This is a genomic window from Synechococcus sp. Minos11, from assembly GCF_014279855.1.
Classification (GTDB): Bacteria; Cyanobacteriota; Cyanobacteriia; order PCC-6307; family Cyanobiaceae; genus RCC307.
Genome location: NZ_CP047953.1, coordinates 1,426,092 through 1,442,488, shown reverse-complemented (window position 1 = coordinate 1,442,488; position 16,397 = coordinate 1,426,092). Strand labels below are relative to the sequence as shown.

At 62.0% G+C, this 16,397-nt stretch carries 20 protein-coding genes; 12 read left to right on the top strand and 8 right to left on the bottom strand.

Annotated features, from left to right (window positions below; genetic code table 11):
- The first annotated feature begins 39 nt into the window (after positions 1-39).
- The 4 genes from SynMINOS11_RS08090 (at position 40) to SynMINOS11_RS08075 (ending at position 3,059) form a co-directional block, all read left to right on the top strand.
- Positions 40-654, top strand: a complete 615-nt coding sequence (locus SynMINOS11_RS08090; RefSeq protein WP_255445356.1) for an esterase/lipase family protein — start codon at positions 40-42, stop codon at positions 652-654.
- A gap of 82 nt (positions 655-736) precedes the next feature.
- Complete coding sequence (locus SynMINOS11_RS08085; protein ID WP_186547819.1) at positions 737-1,420, top strand: DUF6629 family protein; 684 nt, start codon at positions 737-739, stop codon at positions 1,418-1,420.
- On the top strand, positions 1,413-1,955 hold the full coding sequence (locus tag SynMINOS11_RS08080) for a hypothetical protein (RefSeq protein WP_186547818.1): 543 nt from the start codon (positions 1,413-1,415) through the stop codon (positions 1,953-1,955). The genes SynMINOS11_RS08085 and SynMINOS11_RS08080 overlap by 8 nt, the downstream gene beginning before the upstream one ends.
- A 3-nt stretch (positions 1,956-1,958) precedes the next feature.
- Positions 1,959-3,059 carry an alpha/beta hydrolase gene (locus SynMINOS11_RS08075; protein WP_186547816.1) on the top strand — a complete coding sequence of 367 codons (1,101 nt, stop codon included), beginning with the start codon at positions 1,959-1,961 and terminating at the stop codon, positions 3,057-3,059.
- On the opposite strand, the gene SynMINOS11_RS08070 is transcribed toward SynMINOS11_RS08075, so the two are convergent.
- Positions 2,988-4,328: a hypothetical protein gene (locus SynMINOS11_RS08070; RefSeq protein WP_186547814.1), complete on the bottom strand. Its 1,341-nt coding sequence runs from the start codon at positions 4,326-4,328 to the stop codon at positions 2,988-2,990. The genes SynMINOS11_RS08075 and SynMINOS11_RS08070 overlap by 72 nt on opposite strands.
- Before the next feature lie 4 nt (positions 4,329-4,332).
- A complete protein-coding gene (locus SynMINOS11_RS08065; protein ID WP_186547812.1) occupies positions 4,333-4,539 on the bottom strand; it encodes a DUF6737 family protein in 207 nt (68 codons plus the stop codon).
- Between the two features lie 31 nt (positions 4,540-4,570).
- Here SynMINOS11_RS08065 and SynMINOS11_RS08060 point away from each other — a divergent pair, with 31 nt between their 5' ends.
- On the top strand, positions 4,571-5,188 hold the full coding sequence (locus SynMINOS11_RS08060; protein WP_186547810.1) for a DUF938 domain-containing protein: 618 nt from the start codon (positions 4,571-4,573) through the stop codon (positions 5,186-5,188).
- Here SynMINOS11_RS08060 and pgeF read toward each other — a convergent pair.
- From pgeF to SynMINOS11_RS08045, 3 genes are read right to left on the bottom strand one after another with little or no spacing between them, the layout of a single operon-like run.
- Positions 5,160-5,948 carry a peptidoglycan editing factor PgeF gene (gene pgeF, locus SynMINOS11_RS08055; RefSeq protein WP_186547808.1) on the bottom strand — a complete coding sequence of 263 codons (789 nt, stop codon included), beginning with the start codon at positions 5,946-5,948 and terminating at the stop codon, positions 5,160-5,162. The two genes, SynMINOS11_RS08060 and pgeF, sit on opposite strands and share 29 nt — an antisense overlap.
- Positions 5,941-6,792, bottom strand: coding sequence for a Tab2/Atab2 family RNA-binding protein (locus SynMINOS11_RS08050; RefSeq protein WP_186547806.1), 852 nt, complete (start codon positions 6,790-6,792; stop codon positions 5,941-5,943). Before SynMINOS11_RS08050 ends, pgeF begins: the two co-directional genes overlap by 8 nt.
- Positions 6,789-7,982 carry a S1 RNA-binding domain-containing protein gene (locus tag SynMINOS11_RS08045; RefSeq protein ID WP_186547804.1) on the bottom strand — a complete coding sequence of 398 codons (1,194 nt, stop codon included), beginning with the start codon at positions 7,980-7,982 and terminating at the stop codon, positions 6,789-6,791. Before SynMINOS11_RS08045 ends, SynMINOS11_RS08050 begins: the two co-directional genes overlap by 4 nt.
- A 49-nt stretch (positions 7,983-8,031) precedes the next feature.
- Between SynMINOS11_RS08045 and SynMINOS11_RS08040 the strand changes: the two genes are divergently transcribed.
- The 6 genes from SynMINOS11_RS08040 to folE all read left to right on the top strand — a co-directional run bounded on the left by SynMINOS11_RS08040 (position 8,032) and on the right by folE (position 13,302).
- The gene (locus SynMINOS11_RS08040) at positions 8,032-8,832 is read left to right on the top strand and encodes a creatininase family protein (RefSeq protein ID WP_186547802.1); all 801 of its coding nucleotides are present in this window, start codon (positions 8,032-8,034) and stop codon (positions 8,830-8,832) included.
- A gap of 16 nt (positions 8,833-8,848) precedes the next feature.
- Positions 8,849-9,574: an aldehyde oxygenase (deformylating) gene (locus SynMINOS11_RS08035; RefSeq protein ID WP_011936003.1), complete on the top strand. Its 726-nt coding sequence runs from the start codon at positions 8,849-8,851 to the stop codon at positions 9,572-9,574.
- 90 nt (positions 9,575-9,664) lie between these two features.
- A complete protein-coding gene (locus SynMINOS11_RS08030; RefSeq protein ID WP_186547800.1) occupies positions 9,665-10,714 on the top strand; it encodes a long-chain acyl-[acyl-carrier-protein] reductase in 1,050 nt (349 codons plus the stop codon).
- Positions 10,715-10,720: 6 nt separating this feature from the next.
- Positions 10,721-11,740, top strand: a complete 1,020-nt coding sequence (locus SynMINOS11_RS08025) for an acetyl-CoA carboxylase carboxyltransferase subunit alpha (protein WP_186547798.1) — start codon at positions 10,721-10,723, stop codon at positions 11,738-11,740.
- 48 nt (positions 11,741-11,788) lie between these two features.
- Positions 11,789-12,508, top strand: a complete 720-nt coding sequence (locus SynMINOS11_RS08020; protein ID WP_186547796.1) for an SDR family oxidoreductase — start codon at positions 11,789-11,791, stop codon at positions 12,506-12,508.
- Positions 12,509-12,513: 5 nt separating this feature from the next.
- Positions 12,514-13,302, top strand: coding sequence for a GTP cyclohydrolase I (folE, locus tag SynMINOS11_RS08015; protein WP_011935999.1), 789 nt, complete (start codon positions 12,514-12,516; stop codon positions 13,300-13,302).
- On the opposite strand, the gene SynMINOS11_RS08010 is transcribed toward folE, so the two are convergent.
- Both SynMINOS11_RS08010 and SynMINOS11_RS08005 read right to left on the bottom strand, forming a co-directional pair.
- Positions 13,299-13,751 (bottom strand): hypothetical protein, encoded by a 453-nt coding sequence (locus SynMINOS11_RS08010; RefSeq protein WP_186547794.1) that lies wholly within the window; start codon positions 13,749-13,751, stop codon positions 13,299-13,301. The two genes, folE and SynMINOS11_RS08010, sit on opposite strands and share 4 nt — an antisense overlap.
- A gap of 33 nt (positions 13,752-13,784) precedes the next feature.
- The gene (locus SynMINOS11_RS08005) at positions 13,785-14,438 is read right to left on the bottom strand and encodes a phosphoribosylanthranilate isomerase (RefSeq protein ID WP_186547792.1); all 654 of its coding nucleotides are present in this window, start codon (positions 14,436-14,438) and stop codon (positions 13,785-13,787) included.
- Here SynMINOS11_RS08005 and SynMINOS11_RS08000 point away from each other — a divergent pair.
- A complete protein-coding gene (locus SynMINOS11_RS08000) occupies positions 14,359-15,732 on the top strand; it encodes a M50 family metallopeptidase (protein ID WP_011935996.1) in 1,374 nt (457 codons plus the stop codon). The two genes, SynMINOS11_RS08005 and SynMINOS11_RS08000, sit on opposite strands and share 80 nt — an antisense overlap.
- Here SynMINOS11_RS08000 and SynMINOS11_RS07995 read toward each other — a convergent pair.
- Positions 15,630-16,379, bottom strand: coding sequence for a lipoyl protein ligase domain-containing protein (locus SynMINOS11_RS07995; protein WP_186547789.1), 750 nt, complete (start codon positions 16,377-16,379; stop codon positions 15,630-15,632). The two genes, SynMINOS11_RS08000 and SynMINOS11_RS07995, sit on opposite strands and share 103 nt — an antisense overlap.
- Between the last annotated feature and the right edge of the window lie 18 nt (positions 16,380-16,397).

Here is a 16,397-nt window from a genome sequence, read left to right as displayed (position 1 = left end):
AGAAGTTGGCGTCAGTCTGCTCCTATGACGACACTGAGGATGCAAGGCGCCTCCTTGATGTCCCCCAAGCCACCGCTGGTGCTCGTGCATGGCCTGTGGGACACCCCCAATGTGTTTCGGCGTTTACGCCAGCATTTAGAGGATTGGCCAGCGCCGATCTTGGCGCCCCATCTGCCCCACAAGCTGGGCTTCACGCCGCTGAAAACCTTGGCCCAGGATTTGGAGCTGGCCATTGATGAGGCCTTTGGTCCAGATCAAACCATCGACCTGCTGGGCTTTTCGATGGGGGCGGTGATCTCGCGCACCTGGCTGCAGCTTTATGGAGGTCACCGGCGAACGCGCCGGTTTGTCAGCCTCGGCAGTCCTCAAAACGGCACCTTGGTTGCCCAGCCATGGCCACGCGCCTTGGTGCCAGGTGTGGCCGATATGAAGGTGGGCAGCGCGCTGTTGCGCCAACTCAATGGCGATCCCTCCCTGCTGCGAGGCATCGACTGCATCAGCTTCTATTGCCCTTGGGATTTGATGGTGATCCCGGCCTGGACCGGGGTGTTGCCGGTGGGGCCGATCGTGCGGCTGCCGGTGTGGAACCACCGCGAGCTCATCCAGTCGCCGCGCTCGTTGGTGCCGGTGAGCGCCCATCTGCTCCAGGGGTGATTCACATTGAGCTTTAAGAAATTGGAGCAGAACTAGCCCAATTGCAGGCCCTCACTAGCTTGGATGCGAAGACAGTCCTGCTATGTGTTTTTCTGCTTCCGCCAGCTTCACGGCGGCTGCCGTCTTGGTGCCGATCGGCTTCTATGGCACTCACATCGCGCGTACAACCGATCAAAAGGCCTATGCGCCATTGGCCATGACGCCAGCTTTTTTCGGCACGCAGCAATTTGTTGAAGGCCTGCAGTGGATCGCCCTCGATAACGGCGGCCTGGAGCCTCTCGGCACCATCACGGCAAGAGGTTTCCTCTTCTTTGCCTACTGCTTCTGGATGATCTGGATTCCCTTCTGCGCTTACAGCATCAGCAAGGCGACGGACACGGAAGCCTTGCAGAAGCGCTTGAAATGGGTCTGGATCGTCGCCTCGATTTTGGGAATTGGCTTCTATTTACCCGTCTTTTTCCACCCAGAATTAGTCCAGCCAGCCGTTGAGGCTGGGCGCATCGTCTACAACGTCGACACCATCTGGCACAACTTCGTCAACACCGAGCCTTTGGGGCAACTCGTCTACTGGGGCTTCATTGTCTTGCCATTGGTGGCCCTCAAAGACAAAGGCGTGAAGATGTTTGGGGGCTTGATCTTCATCTCCATCTTCCTGACCTGGTTCACCCATTCCCAGGCCTTCAACTCGGTCTGGTGCTTCTACTGCGCTGTGCTGTCGATCTTCATCCTCTGGATCATCAACCGCCCTCGCCTGAAGCATGCTTGAACAGCGGCTCGAGCAGCTGGTTGAGAACACCGTTGTCTCTCTGCCAGAAGCCCACACAGGGCTGGTGCTCGTGGTGTTGGTGGGGTTTTCCTTTTCGCTATCGCACGTTTTCTCGCTGCTGGCGAATCGTTTAAAACCCCGCCAAATCCTGTTGCATGTACTGCTTGATTCCTTGGTGTTGGCGGCGGCTCTGCTGATCGCCAGCTTCATCAACATGGTGTTGATTGCGCTCCACACCCAGCTGTTGGTGGAGCCCAAGCAGTTTTTCAATGCCATCGGCGGCGCCTTGGCCCCAGGCCTCTTCTATGTGTTGGTGGCCGCTCCTTATGTGAGCGATTTGATCGCTATCGCAATCTGGGTGTTGATCCATCTCAACGTGATCACCCTGGTGCATTTGCGCTTTGGTCTTCCCTATGCGGAGGTGGTGCCGCTGGTTACCCCCGGGTATGTGGTGGCCCTAGTGCTGATTGCCTTGCTGTTCCGCTCCAGCTGGCGCCGCAGTTACGACCGCCTCGCCTCTGAGTTCAGGGCTTGAGCCATGGGCACCTCTGCTCCCCACATCCAAAGCCAAGTGCATCGCCACCGTGCCAATTGGCGCGGGTTGGTGGTGGTGTTGGTCTTGGCGGTGGTGATTGCCCTGGTGGGCGTCAGCCGCATGGAGGCGTTGCTGCGTGATCTGGTCAGTCTCAGCATCCTGCGCCAGGTGGGGATTGGCATTGGCCTGTTCTTCTTGATCCTGATCCCGCTCACGGGGATCTATTCGGTCGTCAGCCAATACGCCTTTTGGGAGGGCTGGCTGGAGGGCATCCCCCAGCCAGCTGAGTTGTTGCAAGCCAATGCCCGCCATGAGGGCGGCCAGCAGGTGCGCCGTTTTGTGATTTATCTCGATGGCATCCATCAGCAGGAGAAAGATCACCCGCCTCGGGTGAGTGCCTTTCTCGAGGAGCTCAAGCAACGCCTGGATGATGACCACCGATTGGTGCGTGATCTCGAGACCTACACCTTCCTGCCCGTTGCCTTGGCCGATGACAGCGGCAGTGCTTGGTTTTGGCGGCGCCTCTTCCACTGGCAGGAGCACCACCCCAACGGCTTTGTGCAGTTGCTGGCGGCGGTGCTGGTGCAGGCCAACAACGTGATCAAGGTGGGGATTTCATCGGATCGCCGTTATGGCCCGATCCGCAACTACGAGCTGGCCCTCAAGATCACCCTGCGTTTGGCGGAAGAGGGCTTTGATCCCAGCCAAGGGAGTGAGCTGGTCCTCCTCGGTTACAGCGGCGGTGGCGAGATGGCCATGGGTGTTGCCGACTATCTGCGCAGCATTTGCAAGGTGCCTGTGCAGATCATCACCTTCTGCGGTGTTTTCAGCGGTAACCAACTGCTCGAGCGCACCAAGCAGGTCACCTTGGTGGTGGGCACCCGCGACCCGGTGGCGGCCTTTGGCCGCATTGCCTACCCAGGCCGGCTGCCGCTGCTGCCCTTCAGCAAGTGGAACAAGGTGTGCCGCCAGGGATTGGTGCAACGTGAAGTGATTGCCGGCATGAATCACAACGGCAACCGCGGTCCCTTTTCAGAGCGCTACCGCGGTGAAGTCGTTGGGCGCGTGTTGGATGTGTTGCGACAGACAGAAAGGGCTGGATAGGGGCTGACAGCCCTGCAGGCGTCGCCAGGCCTCAGTACTGCTGCTGCCGTGATGGGAGAGATCCAGTGGTAGCTCCATCAGCGCCTTCTGATAGCGCTGCAGCGCGCTGCTAGCCGGTAGCCGTTGGCTGGTGCGCAGTAGCCGTTCCCTCCAGATGCCATTGAGCAGTAGCGGGAACAGATCGCACTGATCCAGCAAGGCCTGTTGCACCAGGGCGGTGGTGTCGATGCAGTAGCCCACCGAGCCGTAGCCGCCCCAGCGCAGCTGCAGCTCACTGGCCACGCTGTTGTGCACCAGAGCCATCACATCGGTGAGGTCCATCAGCTCCAGTAGGTTGCTTCCCTGCCATGGCTCGCCCATGTAGCGAACCGTGCCGTTATGGCGATCGTTCTGCCAAGGGCGCTGCAAATCATTGAGGGCTTCCCAGCCGCAGATCCCTTCAGTGCCTTGATAAAACTGCAATAGCAGCTCGCAGCCTTCCCCGCACAGCTCCATCTCCACAGCGCTGTGGGGCAGCAGCATGGTGATCTCTTGACCGTTTTGATCCAGCAAGCCGCTGCGCATCGGTAGGCCGATGGGGATTTGCTGCCAGCTGTCGCTGGCTTGGCTGCGGAAGCAGGCCCCCAGTCCAAAGCTCGCCACGCTGGCGCGGAAGCGGGCTTTGATCTGCCAGCCCCGTTGTTGCAGCGTTTCGATGAGCTCGCGGCTGCCGCCCCGGGCGGCATGGTGGTTCAGCCATTGCGCGGCTGCGCTGTTGGCCTGGCGGCGCGCCTGGTTCTGGCTGTAATGCAGCCCCAGGTTGTTCCACACCAACCCAGGTGCCAGATGGCTGGCTTTGGCCTCAGCACCTGTGGCATCAGCCGGCGCATCGCTCTGGCTGAGGGCCACCACCTCGCTCCAGGGCTTGAGGCTGGATTCACCAGCGCCGCGCCATCGCTCCAGTGGTGTGTTGGCTTGATCCGGTTGCGGTAGCAACTGGGCCATTTCATCCCCCAGCACTGCCAGCAGGCTGGGGGTGAGCAAGCCGCGCTCCAGCAATTGAGCCAGGCCATGGAGCTGCTGCGGCAGCTGCGCTGGGGCCAGCCGCCAGCGGCGCGGCAAGAGCCAGAGCAATGGTTGCAGCCTGGGTTTGTGCAGATCTTGGACAAGCCGTTTGATGTAGTCCTGCCGGCTCAAACCGCTCTGCAGCAGGCTTTGCTCGAGCGCTGTTTCCAGATCCAGCAGCGGCACCGCTGAGGGCCAGGCCGGATCCAGCTGCAAGGGATCCATGGCCTCAGCTCTCCTGCTCCTCAACCGGTGTGGTGTAAGGCACAACCACCAGAAACAAGCCCCACCAAGCCAGCACCGGCAGGCTTACCAAGGCCGATAGCCACCAGCGCTCAAACAGCAGCCAACTGCCGGCCATGATCACGGCCCCGGTCAGCAGGATCGACCAGGGCTGACACCACCAGGGCTTTTGCGACCAGAAGGACTGGGCCATTGTGGAAGCCTTCCTATCTCCGCAGCCTGCCATGGACGACGGGCGTCTGCATTTCCCGGCCACGGCTCGCAATCGTCAGGCAATTGCCGAGGTGTTGGAGCCGTTGCTGCCTCAACGCGGGCTGGTGCTGGAGATCGCCAGCGGCAGCGGCGAGCATCTCTGCCATTTTCAGCAGCAGTTTGCTTCCAGCCATCCATTGCTGCGCTGGCAGGGCAGTGATCCTGATCCGCTGCACCGGCGCAGCCTGCAGGCCTGGGCCGATGCCTTGGACCTCAAAGCCATGGAAGAGCCGTTGGACCTCGATGCCACCGCAGTGCCTTGGCCCGCGTTGGATCCAGCCTTGATCCTGTGCATCAACATGATTCACATCGCCCCTTGGGCTGCCTGCCAAGGACTGCTGGCTGAAGCCGGCCGGCAGCTCCCGAAGGGCGGGCAGCTGGTGCTTTACGGACCCTTTGTCGAGCCGTCGGTGCCCACCAGCCCCAGCAATGAGGCCTTTGATGCCAGCTTGCGCAGCCGCGATCCAAGTTGGGGATTGCGCTCCCTCGAGCAGGTGTCGACTTTGGCAGCCAGCCATGGGCTGCAGCTCATCGGCCGCTCGGCCATGCCCGCCAACAACCTCACCGTGGCGTATCGGCATTCTGGCTAACGATGCCGCTCCACTGCACCGCCTTGACCTGATCGCGCCGCCAGGAGTGAAACAGCTCCGGTTCAGCCACCGTGCACAGCGGGCAAATCGAGATTTGCTCGGTTCTCAATCCGAATTGCAGCAGTTGCCAGTGGGCCGCCCGGCGAATGTCGAGGCGATCGCGGCCCTCTTGCGGGTCATCCAGCAGTGCGCCGGCAGCCTGCAGATCGTCGATGGGGCCGAGCTGTTCGCTGGTGGATCGCTCCACTTGGTAGTTCGGGCCGCTCACGGCCGGGCCTAGGGCCACCAGCAGCTGCTCACGGCGGCAGCCGCTGGCCTCGAGCTGGCTGATGGCGGTGGTCAAGATGCCAGCCGCCACGCCGCGCCAGCCGGCATGGCAAGCCGCCACGCTGCCGCTGTCTGGATCAGCGATCAGCACCGGCGTGCAGTCAGCACCAGCCACCCACAGGCTTTGGCCGCCGGCATCACTCACCAGCCCATCGGCTTCTGGCCAGGGATCGTTGTGAGCTGCAGAGGCTGCCAGCACTCGGCCGCTATGCACTTGTTTGAGCCGGTGCACACTCACCCCGGAGCTCACATAGCCCACCAAGCCACCCGGTTCACGGCCATGCCATAGGCGCGTAAAAAAGCCGTGCTCAAAGGCGCTGAGCTGATCGCACTGCAGGTAGTAACCGCCGTAGGTGCCCACCCATGTCCAGCCAACGAGGGTGTTGAAGTCCTTGTCGGGGCGGTCGAAGGGCGGCTCGACGTGTTCAGACATCCGGAAGGTCGCGCAGCAGCCAAAAGCCAGCAAATTCTGTGGCGTCCGGCCCGCTCTGCACAGCTAAGAACTGCAAACCGCCCGCCTCTTGCCGTGCGGCCTCTAGCGCTTGCTGGGCGGAGTCAGCCTCGCCGTTTTGCAGATCGCTCACCAGCCAACGATCCTCTAGGCCAGCTTCCAGCACCAGCTGCTGCCCGCAGACCTCTAAGCGCACAGGCTCCAAACCACTGAGCCAGCCCGCCAGAGCCAGGGCCCGGCTGCTGCTGAACAGCCGCACGCCAGGCACCATCGCTTCAGCTTTGGTGTTGGGCAGGGGCACCAAGCCCGAAAAATCCATGGGCCATTCGCTGGCCTCCGCCAGGCTGGCGGCCGGCAGGCTGGCCCAGCCCCAGCTATCGCCGCGTACGGCTTCCGGCAGCGGCAGCGGTGCTGCTTGCAACGGTTGCGGTGGTGGCGCCAATGGGCCATTGAGATGGCCCTCCATTTCGGGGTAGATGCTGGCTTCGCGCTGCTGCAACCACTCCACCAGCGCGTAACAGCGGCGGCTGGGCACCATCTCCAGACCCACGCCTTCAGCGGCTCGCTGCACCATGGTGCGCATCGAGCTGCGCCAGCAGCGCAAGCGTTTGGGGGCTGGGCTGCTGGCCTCGTCTGCGGCAGCGAGGGCATCGCTGAGCGCTGTTTTCAGCCAAATGGAGTTAACGCTGTCGGCCGGGCAAAAGCGCTGCCACTGGAAGCTGCCATCACCAGAGCAGATCAGCGCTTCCCAGCGTTTTTTGCCGTTCTCATCGAGCAGGGGACGGGAGTAGAAGTCCAGCTCCCAGGTGTTGGCAGGCAGGCTCATCCCGCGCCCTGTTCTTGGGTGCGCAGCATGTTGCGGGCCCGGTTGGCTCGGTCTTTGGCCTCAGCCATCACCGCCTCTTTGTTGATCAACAGCTCGCCGGGCTGGTTTTCCAGCAGAGCTGTGTTGAGGCCGATGCGGCCGCGTCCAGGATCGAGTTCGGTGATCAGGGCCTGAAGGGAGTCGCCGGAATCAAAGATCTCCCGCAGTTCGCGCATGGTGCCGCCGGTGATGCAGCTGTGGTGCAGCAGCCCGCTGACGCCACCAAGATCCACGAAGAAGCCATAGGGCTTCACGCTGGTGACCAGCCCGCTCACCAGTTGGCCCACCTCCAGGTCGGCAAAGAAGGCAGCCATCGCGGCTTTTTTCTCAGAGAGCACCAACTTGCGGGTGTCGGGATTCACCTCGAGGAAGGCCACACCAACGGTTTTGCCCACCAAGGCTTCGTGGTTTTCGCCTTCGTTGAGCTGGGAGCGGGGAATGAAGCCGCGCAGACCTTCGAGATCACAGGTGCAGCCGCCGCGGTTGAAGCCGGTGATCTTCACCTGCACCACCTTCCCTTCCTTCTCCAGCTGGCGCACCTTGTCCCAGGCCTGGCGCAGGGCCAAGGCACGGCAGCTCACCGTGACCATGCCATCGGCGTTCTGCTCGCGGGTAACCAGCACCTGAACTTCGAGTCCTTTAGGGAAACGGTTCTTGAGATCGACGATCACCCCAAGGCCGCACTCGTTTTTGGGCATGAAGCCCGGGGCTTTGCCGCCGATATCGACATAAATGCCGTCGCTTTCGTGCTCAATGACCTTGCCGGTCACCACATCGCCGGTGGCGCCAATCGGCTCGTTTTCATCGAGGGCGGCGAGGAAGGCTTCTTCGTCGAAGTCGAAGTCATCCACCACCCGATTGGCAGCAGGGGTTTTGGGTGCTGCCTTGGGTTGATCAGCTGGACCCAGCAGGTCGTCCATGCTCAACCCGGCCAAGGGGTCGGGCGCATCAACGCCGCCTGCGGCGCTTGGCACGTTGGGCTGCTGCAGTTGCTGGGGTTGCTCGAGCTTGGCCTTGGCGGCCTCGGCCTCAGCTTCCTTGCGGCGCTTCTCTTCTTCCTCTTTTTTATTGATGGCCAAGATGGCCAGGGGCTTCTGCAGAGAGCCAGCGGCAAAGGGCTTTTTGGGGCTGTCGCTGCGGGAGCCGCTCATGACCGGGTTGGACGCGATCCCACACTGTAAGAACAGCACCCCTAAAGCCATGCGACGGCTTGAGCACCTCTGGTGGCCGGCACTGCAGGCTGCCGCGCAACAACCAGGCAGCACGGTGGTGCTTCCAGTGGGTGCTTTTGAACAGCACGGCCCCCATCTGCCGATGGGCACCGATCTGCTCTTTGCCGAGGCCGTGGTGGATCGCGTTTTGGACCGGCTCCCAGCAGAGCTGCCGCTGTGGCGTTTGCCGGCGGTGGCATTTGGTTTTTCCCCGGAGCATTTGGGGTTTCCTGGCACGGTGAGCCTCAGCGCGGAAGCCCTGTTGGCCCAGCTGCAAGGCATTGCTGCTGCCCTGAGTGAGGCTGGATTTCGCCGCTTGGTGCTCTTCAACGGCCATGGCGGCCAAATTGCGTTGCTGCAGGTGGCTGCCCGGCAGTTGCAGCAGCAGTTCCCCTCCTTGGCGGTGCTGCCCTGGTTTCTGTGGAGCGGGCCGCCGGGGGTGTTGGAGCAGATCCCTGAACCTGAGCGCAGCCAGGGGCTCCATGCCGGCCGCTTGGAAACCAGCTTGATGCTGGCGCTGCATCCCGAGCTGGTGGGTGAGCTGCCGGCTGGCGAAGCGATGGCATCACCACCGGCTGGGTTGTCGCTCGAAGGAGCTGTGCCCACGGCCTGGCGCACCCGCAGCCTCTCAAATTCCGGGGTGGTCGGAGATCCAGCTGGCGCCTCTGCTGCGGAGGGAGAGCTGTTGCTGCAAGGGCTTGTTGGGGGTTGGTGTGAGCTGTTCGACACCTTGTTGCGCAGCGATTGGCCCCACATGCGGCCCGTCGTCGGTACGATGCAGCGTCAATAACCGCCGCCCAGCTGTAATGGCTTCCTCACTTCTGGATCCTGCTGTTGACGGCACCCCTGTGCTGGACGTCGAATTGCCGGATTTCACCACCGAGGCTTACAAGTCGGCCTACAGCCGCATCAACGCCATCGTCATTGAGGGCGAGCAGGAAGCCCATGACAACTACATCTCACTGGGCACCCTGATCCCTGATCAGGCCGATGAGTTGGCTCAGCTGGCCCGCATGGAGATGAAGCACATGAAGGGCTTCCAGGCATGCGGCAAAAACCTCAGCGTTGAGCCCGACATGGTCTTCGCCAAGGAGTTCTTTTCTGACCTCCACGGCAACTTCCGCAGCGCCCTCGAGGAGAACAAGGTCGTCACCTGCTTGGTGATCCAGGCCCTGATGATCGAAGCCTTCGCGATCGCGGCCTATCACATCTATATCCCTGTGGCCGATCCCTTCGCCCGCAAGATCACCGAAGGCGTGGTCAAGGACGAATACACCCACCTCAACTACGGCCAAGAGTGGCTGAAGGCCAACTTCGACAGCAGCCGCGACGAGATCATCGAGGCCAACAAGGCCAACCTGCCGATCATTCGCCGCATGCTCGAAGAGGTGGCCGATGACGCCGCTGAACTCAAGATGGAAAAGGAAAGCCTGATCGAGGATTTCCTGATCGCTTATCAGGAAGCTTTGATGGACATCGGCTTCAACTCCCGCGATCTGGCCCGCATGAGTGCAGCAGCTCTGGTGGCCTAGGAATTGCTTGAACCGGATGGTGTCGTGGGACACTCATTCGGTTCTCCTTCCGGATCCTGACGTTTTGGCGTCAGTCAGTCAGCTTCCCGAATGTTTGGTCTGATCGGTCACTCCAGCAGCTTCCGTGATGCCCGCAACACGGCGCGGGATCTGGGCTTTGAAGATCTGGCTGACGGCGAACTGGATCTTTGGTGCAGCGCACCGCCCCAACTGGTGGAGTCCTTTGAGGTCACCAGTTCAACGGGCAAGACGATCGAGGGCACCTACATCGATTCCTGCTTTGTGCCGGAGATGTTGAGCCGTTTCAAAACGGCCACGCGCAAGGTGCAGAACGCCATGGAGCTGGCCCAAAAGCGCGGCATCAACATCACGGCCTTGGGTGGTTTCACCTCGATCATTTTCGAGAATTTCAACCTGGCCAAGTTTCAGCAGATCCGCTCCACCCTGCTGCAGTGGGATCGCTTCACCACCGGTAATACCCACACGGCCTGGGTGATCTGCCGTCAGGTGGAGCAGAACGCTCCGAGGCTGGGAATCGATCTCAAGGCCGCCAAAGTGGCCGTTGTTGGCGCCACTGGCGACATCGGCAGTGCTGTCTGCCGTTGGATGGCCAACAAAACCGGTGTGGCTGAGCTCTTGCTGGTGGCCCGTCAGCAGCAGCGCCTGGAAGATTTGCGCGAAGAGCTCGGTGGCGGCCGCATCCTCACGCTGGAGCAGGCCCTGCCCGAAGCCGATGTGGTGGTGTGGGTGGCTTCGCTGCCCCAAACGCTGGAGATCGATAGCAACAGCCTGCGCAAGCCCTGTTTGATGATTGATGGGGGCTACCCCAAAAACCTCGACAGCAAGGTGATCTCTGAGCACGTCACGGTGCTCAAGGGAGGCATTGTTGAGTTCGCCCGTGACATCGGTTGGCAGATGATGACCGTCGCCGACATGGCCAACCCGCGCCGGCAGCTGTTTGCCTGCTTTGCTGAGGCGATGCTGCTTGAGTTTGAAGGCATCCACACCAACTTCAGTTGGGGCCGCAACAACATCACCCTGGAGGCCATGGAGCAGATCGGTATGGCCTCGATCCGCCACGGTTTCTCAGCTCTGGGAATCGACCCCAACACCTTGAACCCCCAGCCCCTCGCCGCTTAAGCCCTGATGGCCCCACGTCGCCTGCTGCTTGATTTCGAAAAGCCCCTGGTGGATCTCGAGGAGCAAATCGAGCAGATCCGCCAACTGGCTCGCGACTCCGAAGTGGATGTCAGCCAGCAGTTGCTGCAGCTCGAAACCCTGGCGACCCGTCGCCGCGAAGAGATCTTCAGCTCCCTGACCCCAGCCCAGAAGATTCAGGTGGCCCGCCACCCCCAGCGCCCCAGCTGCCTCGATTACATCCAGCTGCTCAGCGATGACTGGATTGAGCTGCACGGCGATCGCTCTGGCAGCGATGACCAAGCCTTGGTGGGCGGCCTCGGGCGCCTGGATGGCCGCGCGGTGCTGTTTATCGGTCACCAAAAAGGGCGCGACACCAAAGAGAACGTGGCCCGCAACTTCGGCATGGCCTCTCCCGGCGGCTACCGCAAGGCTTTGCGCTTGATGCAGCACGCCTCCCGCTTTCAGTTGCCTGTCATCAGCTTCATCGACACCCCCGGTGCCTACGCCGGCCTGAAGGCCGAAGAACTCGGTCAAGGCGAAGCCATCGCCGTCAACTTGCGCGAGATGTTTGCCCTGGAGGTGCCCGTGATTGCCACCGTGATTGGTGAAGGCGGATCGGGCGGTGCCTTGGGGATTGGCGTGGCCGATCGTTTGATGATGTTTGAGCACTCCGTGTACACGGTGGCCAGCCCTGAAGCCTGCGCTTCGATCCTGTGGCGGGATGCAGCCAAGGCCTCCACTGCGGCCGAAGCCCTGAAGATCACCGCCCGCGATCTCAGCCAGCTGGGGATTGTTGATCGGGTGCTGGGCGAACCTTCAGGAGGCAATCACTGGGCTCCGTTGCAGGCTGCAGACACCCTGCGGACGGCTCTGTGTGATGAGCTCAATCAGCTCACTTCCCTGTCAGGCCAAGAGTTGAGGGATCAGCGCTACAGCAAGTACCGCCGCATTGGCCGCTACTTAGAGCACCCCGAGATGGAAGCTGCTGCTACGTCAGACACCCTGGAGTCGTCAGCCAGCGCGTAATATTCCTTAAAGAACCGGGCATTCGACCGGTTTGTCCACGTTCCTTTTTTGTTGTTGTCTTCGACTGCACTGATTACCGGGGCTTCCCGGGGCATCGGCGCTGCCACCGCTCAGCGGTTTGCTGAAGCGGGCTGGTCTCTCCAGCTCATGGCGCGTTCGGCCGATGCCCTTGAAGACGTCGCTCAGCGCTGCCGCTCCTTTGGGGTGTCAGTAGCGACTGAATGCGTCGACTTCAGTGATCCTGCTGCCATTGCACCGGCCATTGCCCGCTTGCAACAGCAGGAGGGCACCCCAGCGGTGGTCATCAATAACGCCGGTGCTGCGCTCACCGCTTCCCTCTCTGAGGTGAGCTTGGAGCAGTGGCAGTGGCTGATGCAGCTCAACGTCACCAGCGTGTTTCAGGTTTGTCAGGCTGTGCTGCCAGGGCTTCGTGCCCAAGGCGGCGGCTTGATCGTGAACATCAGCAGCCACGCGGCGCGCTCGGCTTTCCCCGGTTGGGGGGCCTATTGCACCAGCAAGGCAGCGGTTCAAGCTCTAACGCGCTGTTTCGCCGAAGACGAACGGCAACACGGGATCCGCCTCAGCACCCTCACTTTGGGCGCTGTGGACACTCCGCTGTGGGATACACCCACGGTGCAGGCGGACTTTGATCGTTGTGCCATGCTCCCCGTGGCCAAGGTCGCTGACACCCTGCTGCACATCGCGCAGCAACCCCCCCAGCTCCTGCTGGAGGACATCACCCTCATGCCCGCCGCTGGCGCGCTCTGAGCTCCATGACTGCACTCGACGACACCACTGCAATGGCGTCTGCTTCTCCTTCCATTGGTTCGCCTGTGCTGGATGGCTCCGCTGTGGCCCGCAGCATCACGAAGACCCTGCCGCGTTCCATCAGCTCCGTGATTCGGGCCCGCCTGGAAGCGGCCGATGCCCCCTACCTGGCCAACGACAACATCGCTGACCACCTCAAGCCCGGCGAGCTTGAGCTGCTCCAGCAGGAAGTCACCGACAAGGTGCGCGATCTGCTGCGTTCGCTTGTGATTGATATCGAGCGCGACCACAACACTGAGGAGACGGCAGAGCGCGTCGCCAAGATGTACCTCCAGGAGGTGTTCAAGGGCCGTTATCTCGAGCAGCCCAAGATCGCCAGCTTCCCCAACGTCAAAAATCTCGATGAGATTTACACCGTTGGTCCGATCACGGTGCGTTCGGCCTGTTCACACCACCTGGTGCCGATCCTTGGCAACTGCTGGATTGGCATCAAGCCTGGCTCCAGTGTCATTGGCTTGAGCAAGTTCGCCCGCGTGGCCGATTGGGTCTTCTCCCGTCCTCACATCCAAGAGGAAGCGGTGATGATCCTGGCCGATGAAATCGAGCGGCTGTGTGAGCCCAAGGGCCTGGCCATCCTGGTGAAGGCGCAGCACTACTGCATGAAGTGGCGCGGCGTGAAAGAGCCCCAAACCAGCATGGTGAACTCTGTTGTGCGCGGTGATTTCCGCCACGACCCCAGCCTCAAGGCCGAGTTCTTTGAGTTGGTGAAGCAGCAGGAATCGATGCTGGGCTAAGGCCGCACGGGCCCCAGCGGCCCTGAGGCCACGCGCCGGTGCCCCTCAGGGGTGATCACGATCGCCACAGCCATCAAATCCAGCCCCACATCGCTGGATTGTGCGGTGTAGCTGCTGCCAACGGCACCTGGAATCAGTAACCAGCCTGATTCACCTTGCCGATACCAGTGGATAAGCGTGGGCTGTGGACCTGTTGGGTTGGCAGCCAACCAGCGGGCTTCAATCAATTGACCGGCGATCGCTTCGCCTGCGAGCTCCAGCTCACCCAGGCTCTGAATCGCCGCTTGCAAATCCGAGGCCCGCTGGCTGGTGGCATCGATTTGCTGTTTGAGCACCTTGATTTCCTGCTGCGGCTTGAGGTGGTCCATCCCCGGCACGCACTCCAGTTGACCGCCGATCAACTGACAACCCATCAGCAGTCCTTGGGCCAACAGCCATGGAGCCGGCATGGCGGCAAAGCAACTAGCTGAATTGTGCGCATTTCAGCCGTGAACGGCTTTGATGAGCGCCTCCACCAGCTGCAAATCTTTCAGTCCCGGCGCTTGCTCCACGCCGCTGCTGGCATCGAGCCCCGTGGGCGTCAGCCCCTGCTGCGCCAGTTGATCAAGGGCGCTGCGGGCATTGCTGGGGCCGAGCCCGCCGGCGAGCCACCAGGGCAGCAGCGGCTGAAACCCTTGCAACCATTGCAGCGGCAAGCGCTCGCCCGTGCCGCCATGGGCCGAGTCACTCCAGGCATCGAGCAACAGGCCATCCACCACGGCGCTGTAGGCCTGGGCTTGTTGGAGGTCAGCGGCGCTGCGGATTCGCAGGGCTTTCCACAGGGGCAAGCCCAGCTCATCACGCAGTTGCTGGCAGCGCTCTGGCGTTTCTTCGCCGTGCAGCTGCAGCAGTTGATGGCCCTGCTCAGGCCGCAAACTCTCCAGCTCGCTGTCGCTGGGATTGACCACCACCAGCACCCGGCAGCAGTTGGGGTTGGTGCCTGCCACGGCCTCCCAGAGGGCTGGCCGCTGTGCTGGTTCTAAAAAGCGGGCGGAGCGGCGAGCAGCGATCACCCCGATGGCATTGGCGCCGAGCCCTGCCACAGCCGCCGCTTGCGGCGGTTGCATCAGTCCGCAGATTTTCAGCTGTGCAGCCATGACTGCGTTTCTAGGATGGTGGTTGTCGAAAGGGGGCAAGCAGGTGAGCAACGCCCCACAGGGCCAAGGCTGGAAGGTGATGAGCCTGGCCGGAATTCCGCTTTATATCCATCCCAGCTGGCTCTTTGTTCTGGTGCTGGCCACGGTTCTGTTTAGCCAGCAATTTGATGGCAACCCTGCCTACGGATTCCTGACAGCACTGCTGCTGTTCATTTCCGTGGTGCTGCACGAACTCGGCCATTCGCTGATGTCGCTGCGCCTTGGTGTCAAGGTGCGCAGCATCACCCTGTTCATGCTGGGCGGGGTGGCCTCCGTTGAGCGGGATCCCGCTACACCCATGGGCACTTTGTTGGTGGCCGCCGCTGGCCCGGCGGTGAGTGCGCTCTTGGCTTTCCTGTTGGCCTTGGCCGTGCATCCTTTGAGCCACATTCAGCCCCCCTTAGGGGAGGTGGCCCTGGTGCTAGCCCAGCTCAATTTGCTGCTGGCCTTGTTCAACCTGCTGCCCGGCTTGCCCCTCGATGGTGGTCAGATCGTTAAAGCTCTGGTGTGGCAGGCCAGTGGCAGCCGCGAGAAGGGCGTGCGCACGGCCACCCGCTGCGGGCAGCTGTTGGGGTGGATGGGCGTGGTGTTTGGCGTGTTCCTGTTTCTGCGCACGGGCTCCTTTGGTGGCTTGTGGCTTTTGCTTCTGGGCTGGTTTGCCCTGGGCGCCTCCCGCAACCAACTGCAGCTGCTGGCCTTGCAGCGGGCACTGCAGCATCTGCAGGTGAAAGATTCCGTGAGCCGCCGTTTGCGGGTGATGGAGCCCGGCAAAACCCTGCGGGACCTCAGCCAAATGCGCCTCTCCAATGATTCGCCGCGCCCGGATTGGGTGCTGATCTGCCAAGGGGGGCGTTGGAAGGGGTTCATTGATGATCAGCCTCTCAAGCAGGTGCCCGTGCAGCGCTGGGATGTGGAAACCCTCGAGCAGCACCAGCGGCCCCTCACTGATCTGCCCTCAATTGCTGAAACCGCGCCGCTGTGGCGGGCCGTGTTGGCTTTAGAGGAATCGCAGCAGGGCCGGCTGCTGGTGCTCAATCCAGCGGGGTTGCCGGTGGGCACGTTGGAGCGCCCTGAGCTGTCGGAAGCGGTGATGAGGCGGCTGTCGGTGCGGTTGCCCCAGCCCTTGCTGGAGCAGGCTCGCCGCCAAGGCGCCTACCCCTTGGGCTTGTCGCTCGGGCCTGTGGCTGAAACCGTGGCGGCCTTGCCTGAAGTGATGGCGGCCAACCGCTCAGGCTCCTCGGGCCAAGCCAACTGATTCGGCTTTGATCCCAAGAGCCACTGCTCGGCAAGCTGCACCAACACCTTGCGCAGCCGATTGGGGCTGAAGGCCTCAGGTAGGGCTGGGGGAGCTGGCTCATTGAAGAGCTGCTGCCAGAGCTCAGCTGGCGGCTGCAAGGGAATCGAACCGTGCTGCAGCAGCCGGCCCCGCTGCCAAAGCTGGGCGCTGCCGATCCGTTTGATGCCAAGCGGGTCCACCAAATCAGCCTCGGTGGCTTGGCCAAAGCAATTCTGTTGCCTGCGTTGCTGCTCGCTGTTGCCATCGATCAAGGCGCTGCCCAAGTGCGCAAAGCCCGCTTGCAACCATTGGTTCAGCAGCCGGTAGGCCCGTCGCTGCCCGCGGGGCGGCTGCGCCAAGGCGATGGCATAACAAAGATCGCCGCCATGGAGAACGGCCGCTCCGCCGGTGGGTCGGCGCACCACAGGGACATCCAGCCCTGCACTGTTGGGGAGAGGGCCCTGGTGATGCCCAAGCGAGAGGGTGGGCTGCTGCCATTGGTAGAAGCGCAGCAGCACCGGCTGCTCCTCGCTGAGCTGGCCCAGCATCCAGCGATCCAACCCCATCTGCACGCTGCCGGAGCTGTTCAGATCCGGATAGAGGCCCCAACGTTGGCCGTGGATCAACGAAGCTGGGGCCGATTG

What these genes read in the sequence shown, in the direction of transcription:
- SynMINOS11_RS08085 (WP_186547819.1), top strand. Translation starts at nt 737, where the DNA reads ATGTGTTTTTCTGCTTCCGCCAGCTTCACGGCGGCTGCCGTCTTGGTG.
- SynMINOS11_RS08045 (WP_186547804.1), bottom strand. Translation starts at nt 7,982, where the DNA reads ATGAGCGGCTCCCGCAGCGACAGCCCCAAAAAGCCCTTTGCCGCTGGC.
- SynMINOS11_RS08070 (WP_186547814.1), bottom strand. Translation starts at nt 4,328, where the DNA reads ATGGATCCCTTGCAGCTGGATCCGGCCTGGCCCTCAGCGGTGCCGCTG.
- pgeF (WP_186547808.1), bottom strand. Translation starts at nt 5,948, where the DNA reads ATGTCTGAACACGTCGAGCCGCCCTTCGACCGCCCCGACAAGGACTTC.
- SynMINOS11_RS08000 (WP_011935996.1), top strand. Translation starts at nt 14,359, where the DNA reads ATGGCATTGGCGCCGAGCCCTGCCACAGCCGCCGCTTGCGGCGGTTGC.
- SynMINOS11_RS08010 (WP_186547794.1), bottom strand. Translation starts at nt 13,751, where the DNA reads ATGCCGGCTCCATGGCTGTTGGCCCAAGGACTGCTGATGGGTTGTCAG.
- SynMINOS11_RS08035 (WP_011936003.1), top strand. Translation starts at nt 8,849, where the DNA reads ATGGCTTCCTCACTTCTGGATCCTGCTGTTGACGGCACCCCTGTGCTG.
- SynMINOS11_RS08065 (WP_186547812.1), bottom strand. Translation starts at nt 4,539, where the DNA reads ATGGCCCAGTCCTTCTGGTCGCAAAAGCCCTGGTGGTGTCAGCCCTGG.
- SynMINOS11_RS08050 (WP_186547806.1), bottom strand. Translation starts at nt 6,792, where the DNA reads ATGAGCCTGCCTGCCAACACCTGGGAGCTGGACTTCTACTCCCGTCCC.
- folE (WP_011935999.1), top strand. Translation starts at nt 12,514, where the DNA reads ATGACTGCACTCGACGACACCACTGCAATGGCGTCTGCTTCTCCTTCC.
- SynMINOS11_RS08080 (WP_186547818.1), top strand. Translation starts at nt 1,413, where the DNA reads ATGCTTGAACAGCGGCTCGAGCAGCTGGTTGAGAACACCGTTGTCTCT.
- SynMINOS11_RS08025 (WP_186547798.1), top strand. Translation starts at nt 10,721, where the DNA reads ATGGCCCCACGTCGCCTGCTGCTTGATTTCGAAAAGCCCCTGGTGGAT.
- SynMINOS11_RS08030 (WP_186547800.1), top strand. Translation starts at nt 9,665, where the DNA reads ATGTTTGGTCTGATCGGTCACTCCAGCAGCTTCCGTGATGCCCGCAAC.
- SynMINOS11_RS08090 (WP_255445356.1), top strand. Translation starts at nt 40, where the DNA reads ATGCAAGGCGCCTCCTTGATGTCCCCCAAGCCACCGCTGGTGCTCGTG.
- SynMINOS11_RS08040 (WP_186547802.1), top strand. Translation starts at nt 8,032, where the DNA reads ATGCGACGGCTTGAGCACCTCTGGTGGCCGGCACTGCAGGCTGCCGCG.
- SynMINOS11_RS08005 (WP_186547792.1), bottom strand. Translation starts at nt 14,438, where the DNA reads ATGGCTGCACAGCTGAAAATCTGCGGACTGATGCAACCGCCGCAAGCG.
- SynMINOS11_RS08075 (WP_186547816.1), top strand. Translation starts at nt 1,959, where the DNA reads ATGGGCACCTCTGCTCCCCACATCCAAAGCCAAGTGCATCGCCACCGT.
- SynMINOS11_RS08060 (WP_186547810.1), top strand. Translation starts at nt 4,571, where the DNA reads ATGGACGACGGGCGTCTGCATTTCCCGGCCACGGCTCGCAATCGTCAG.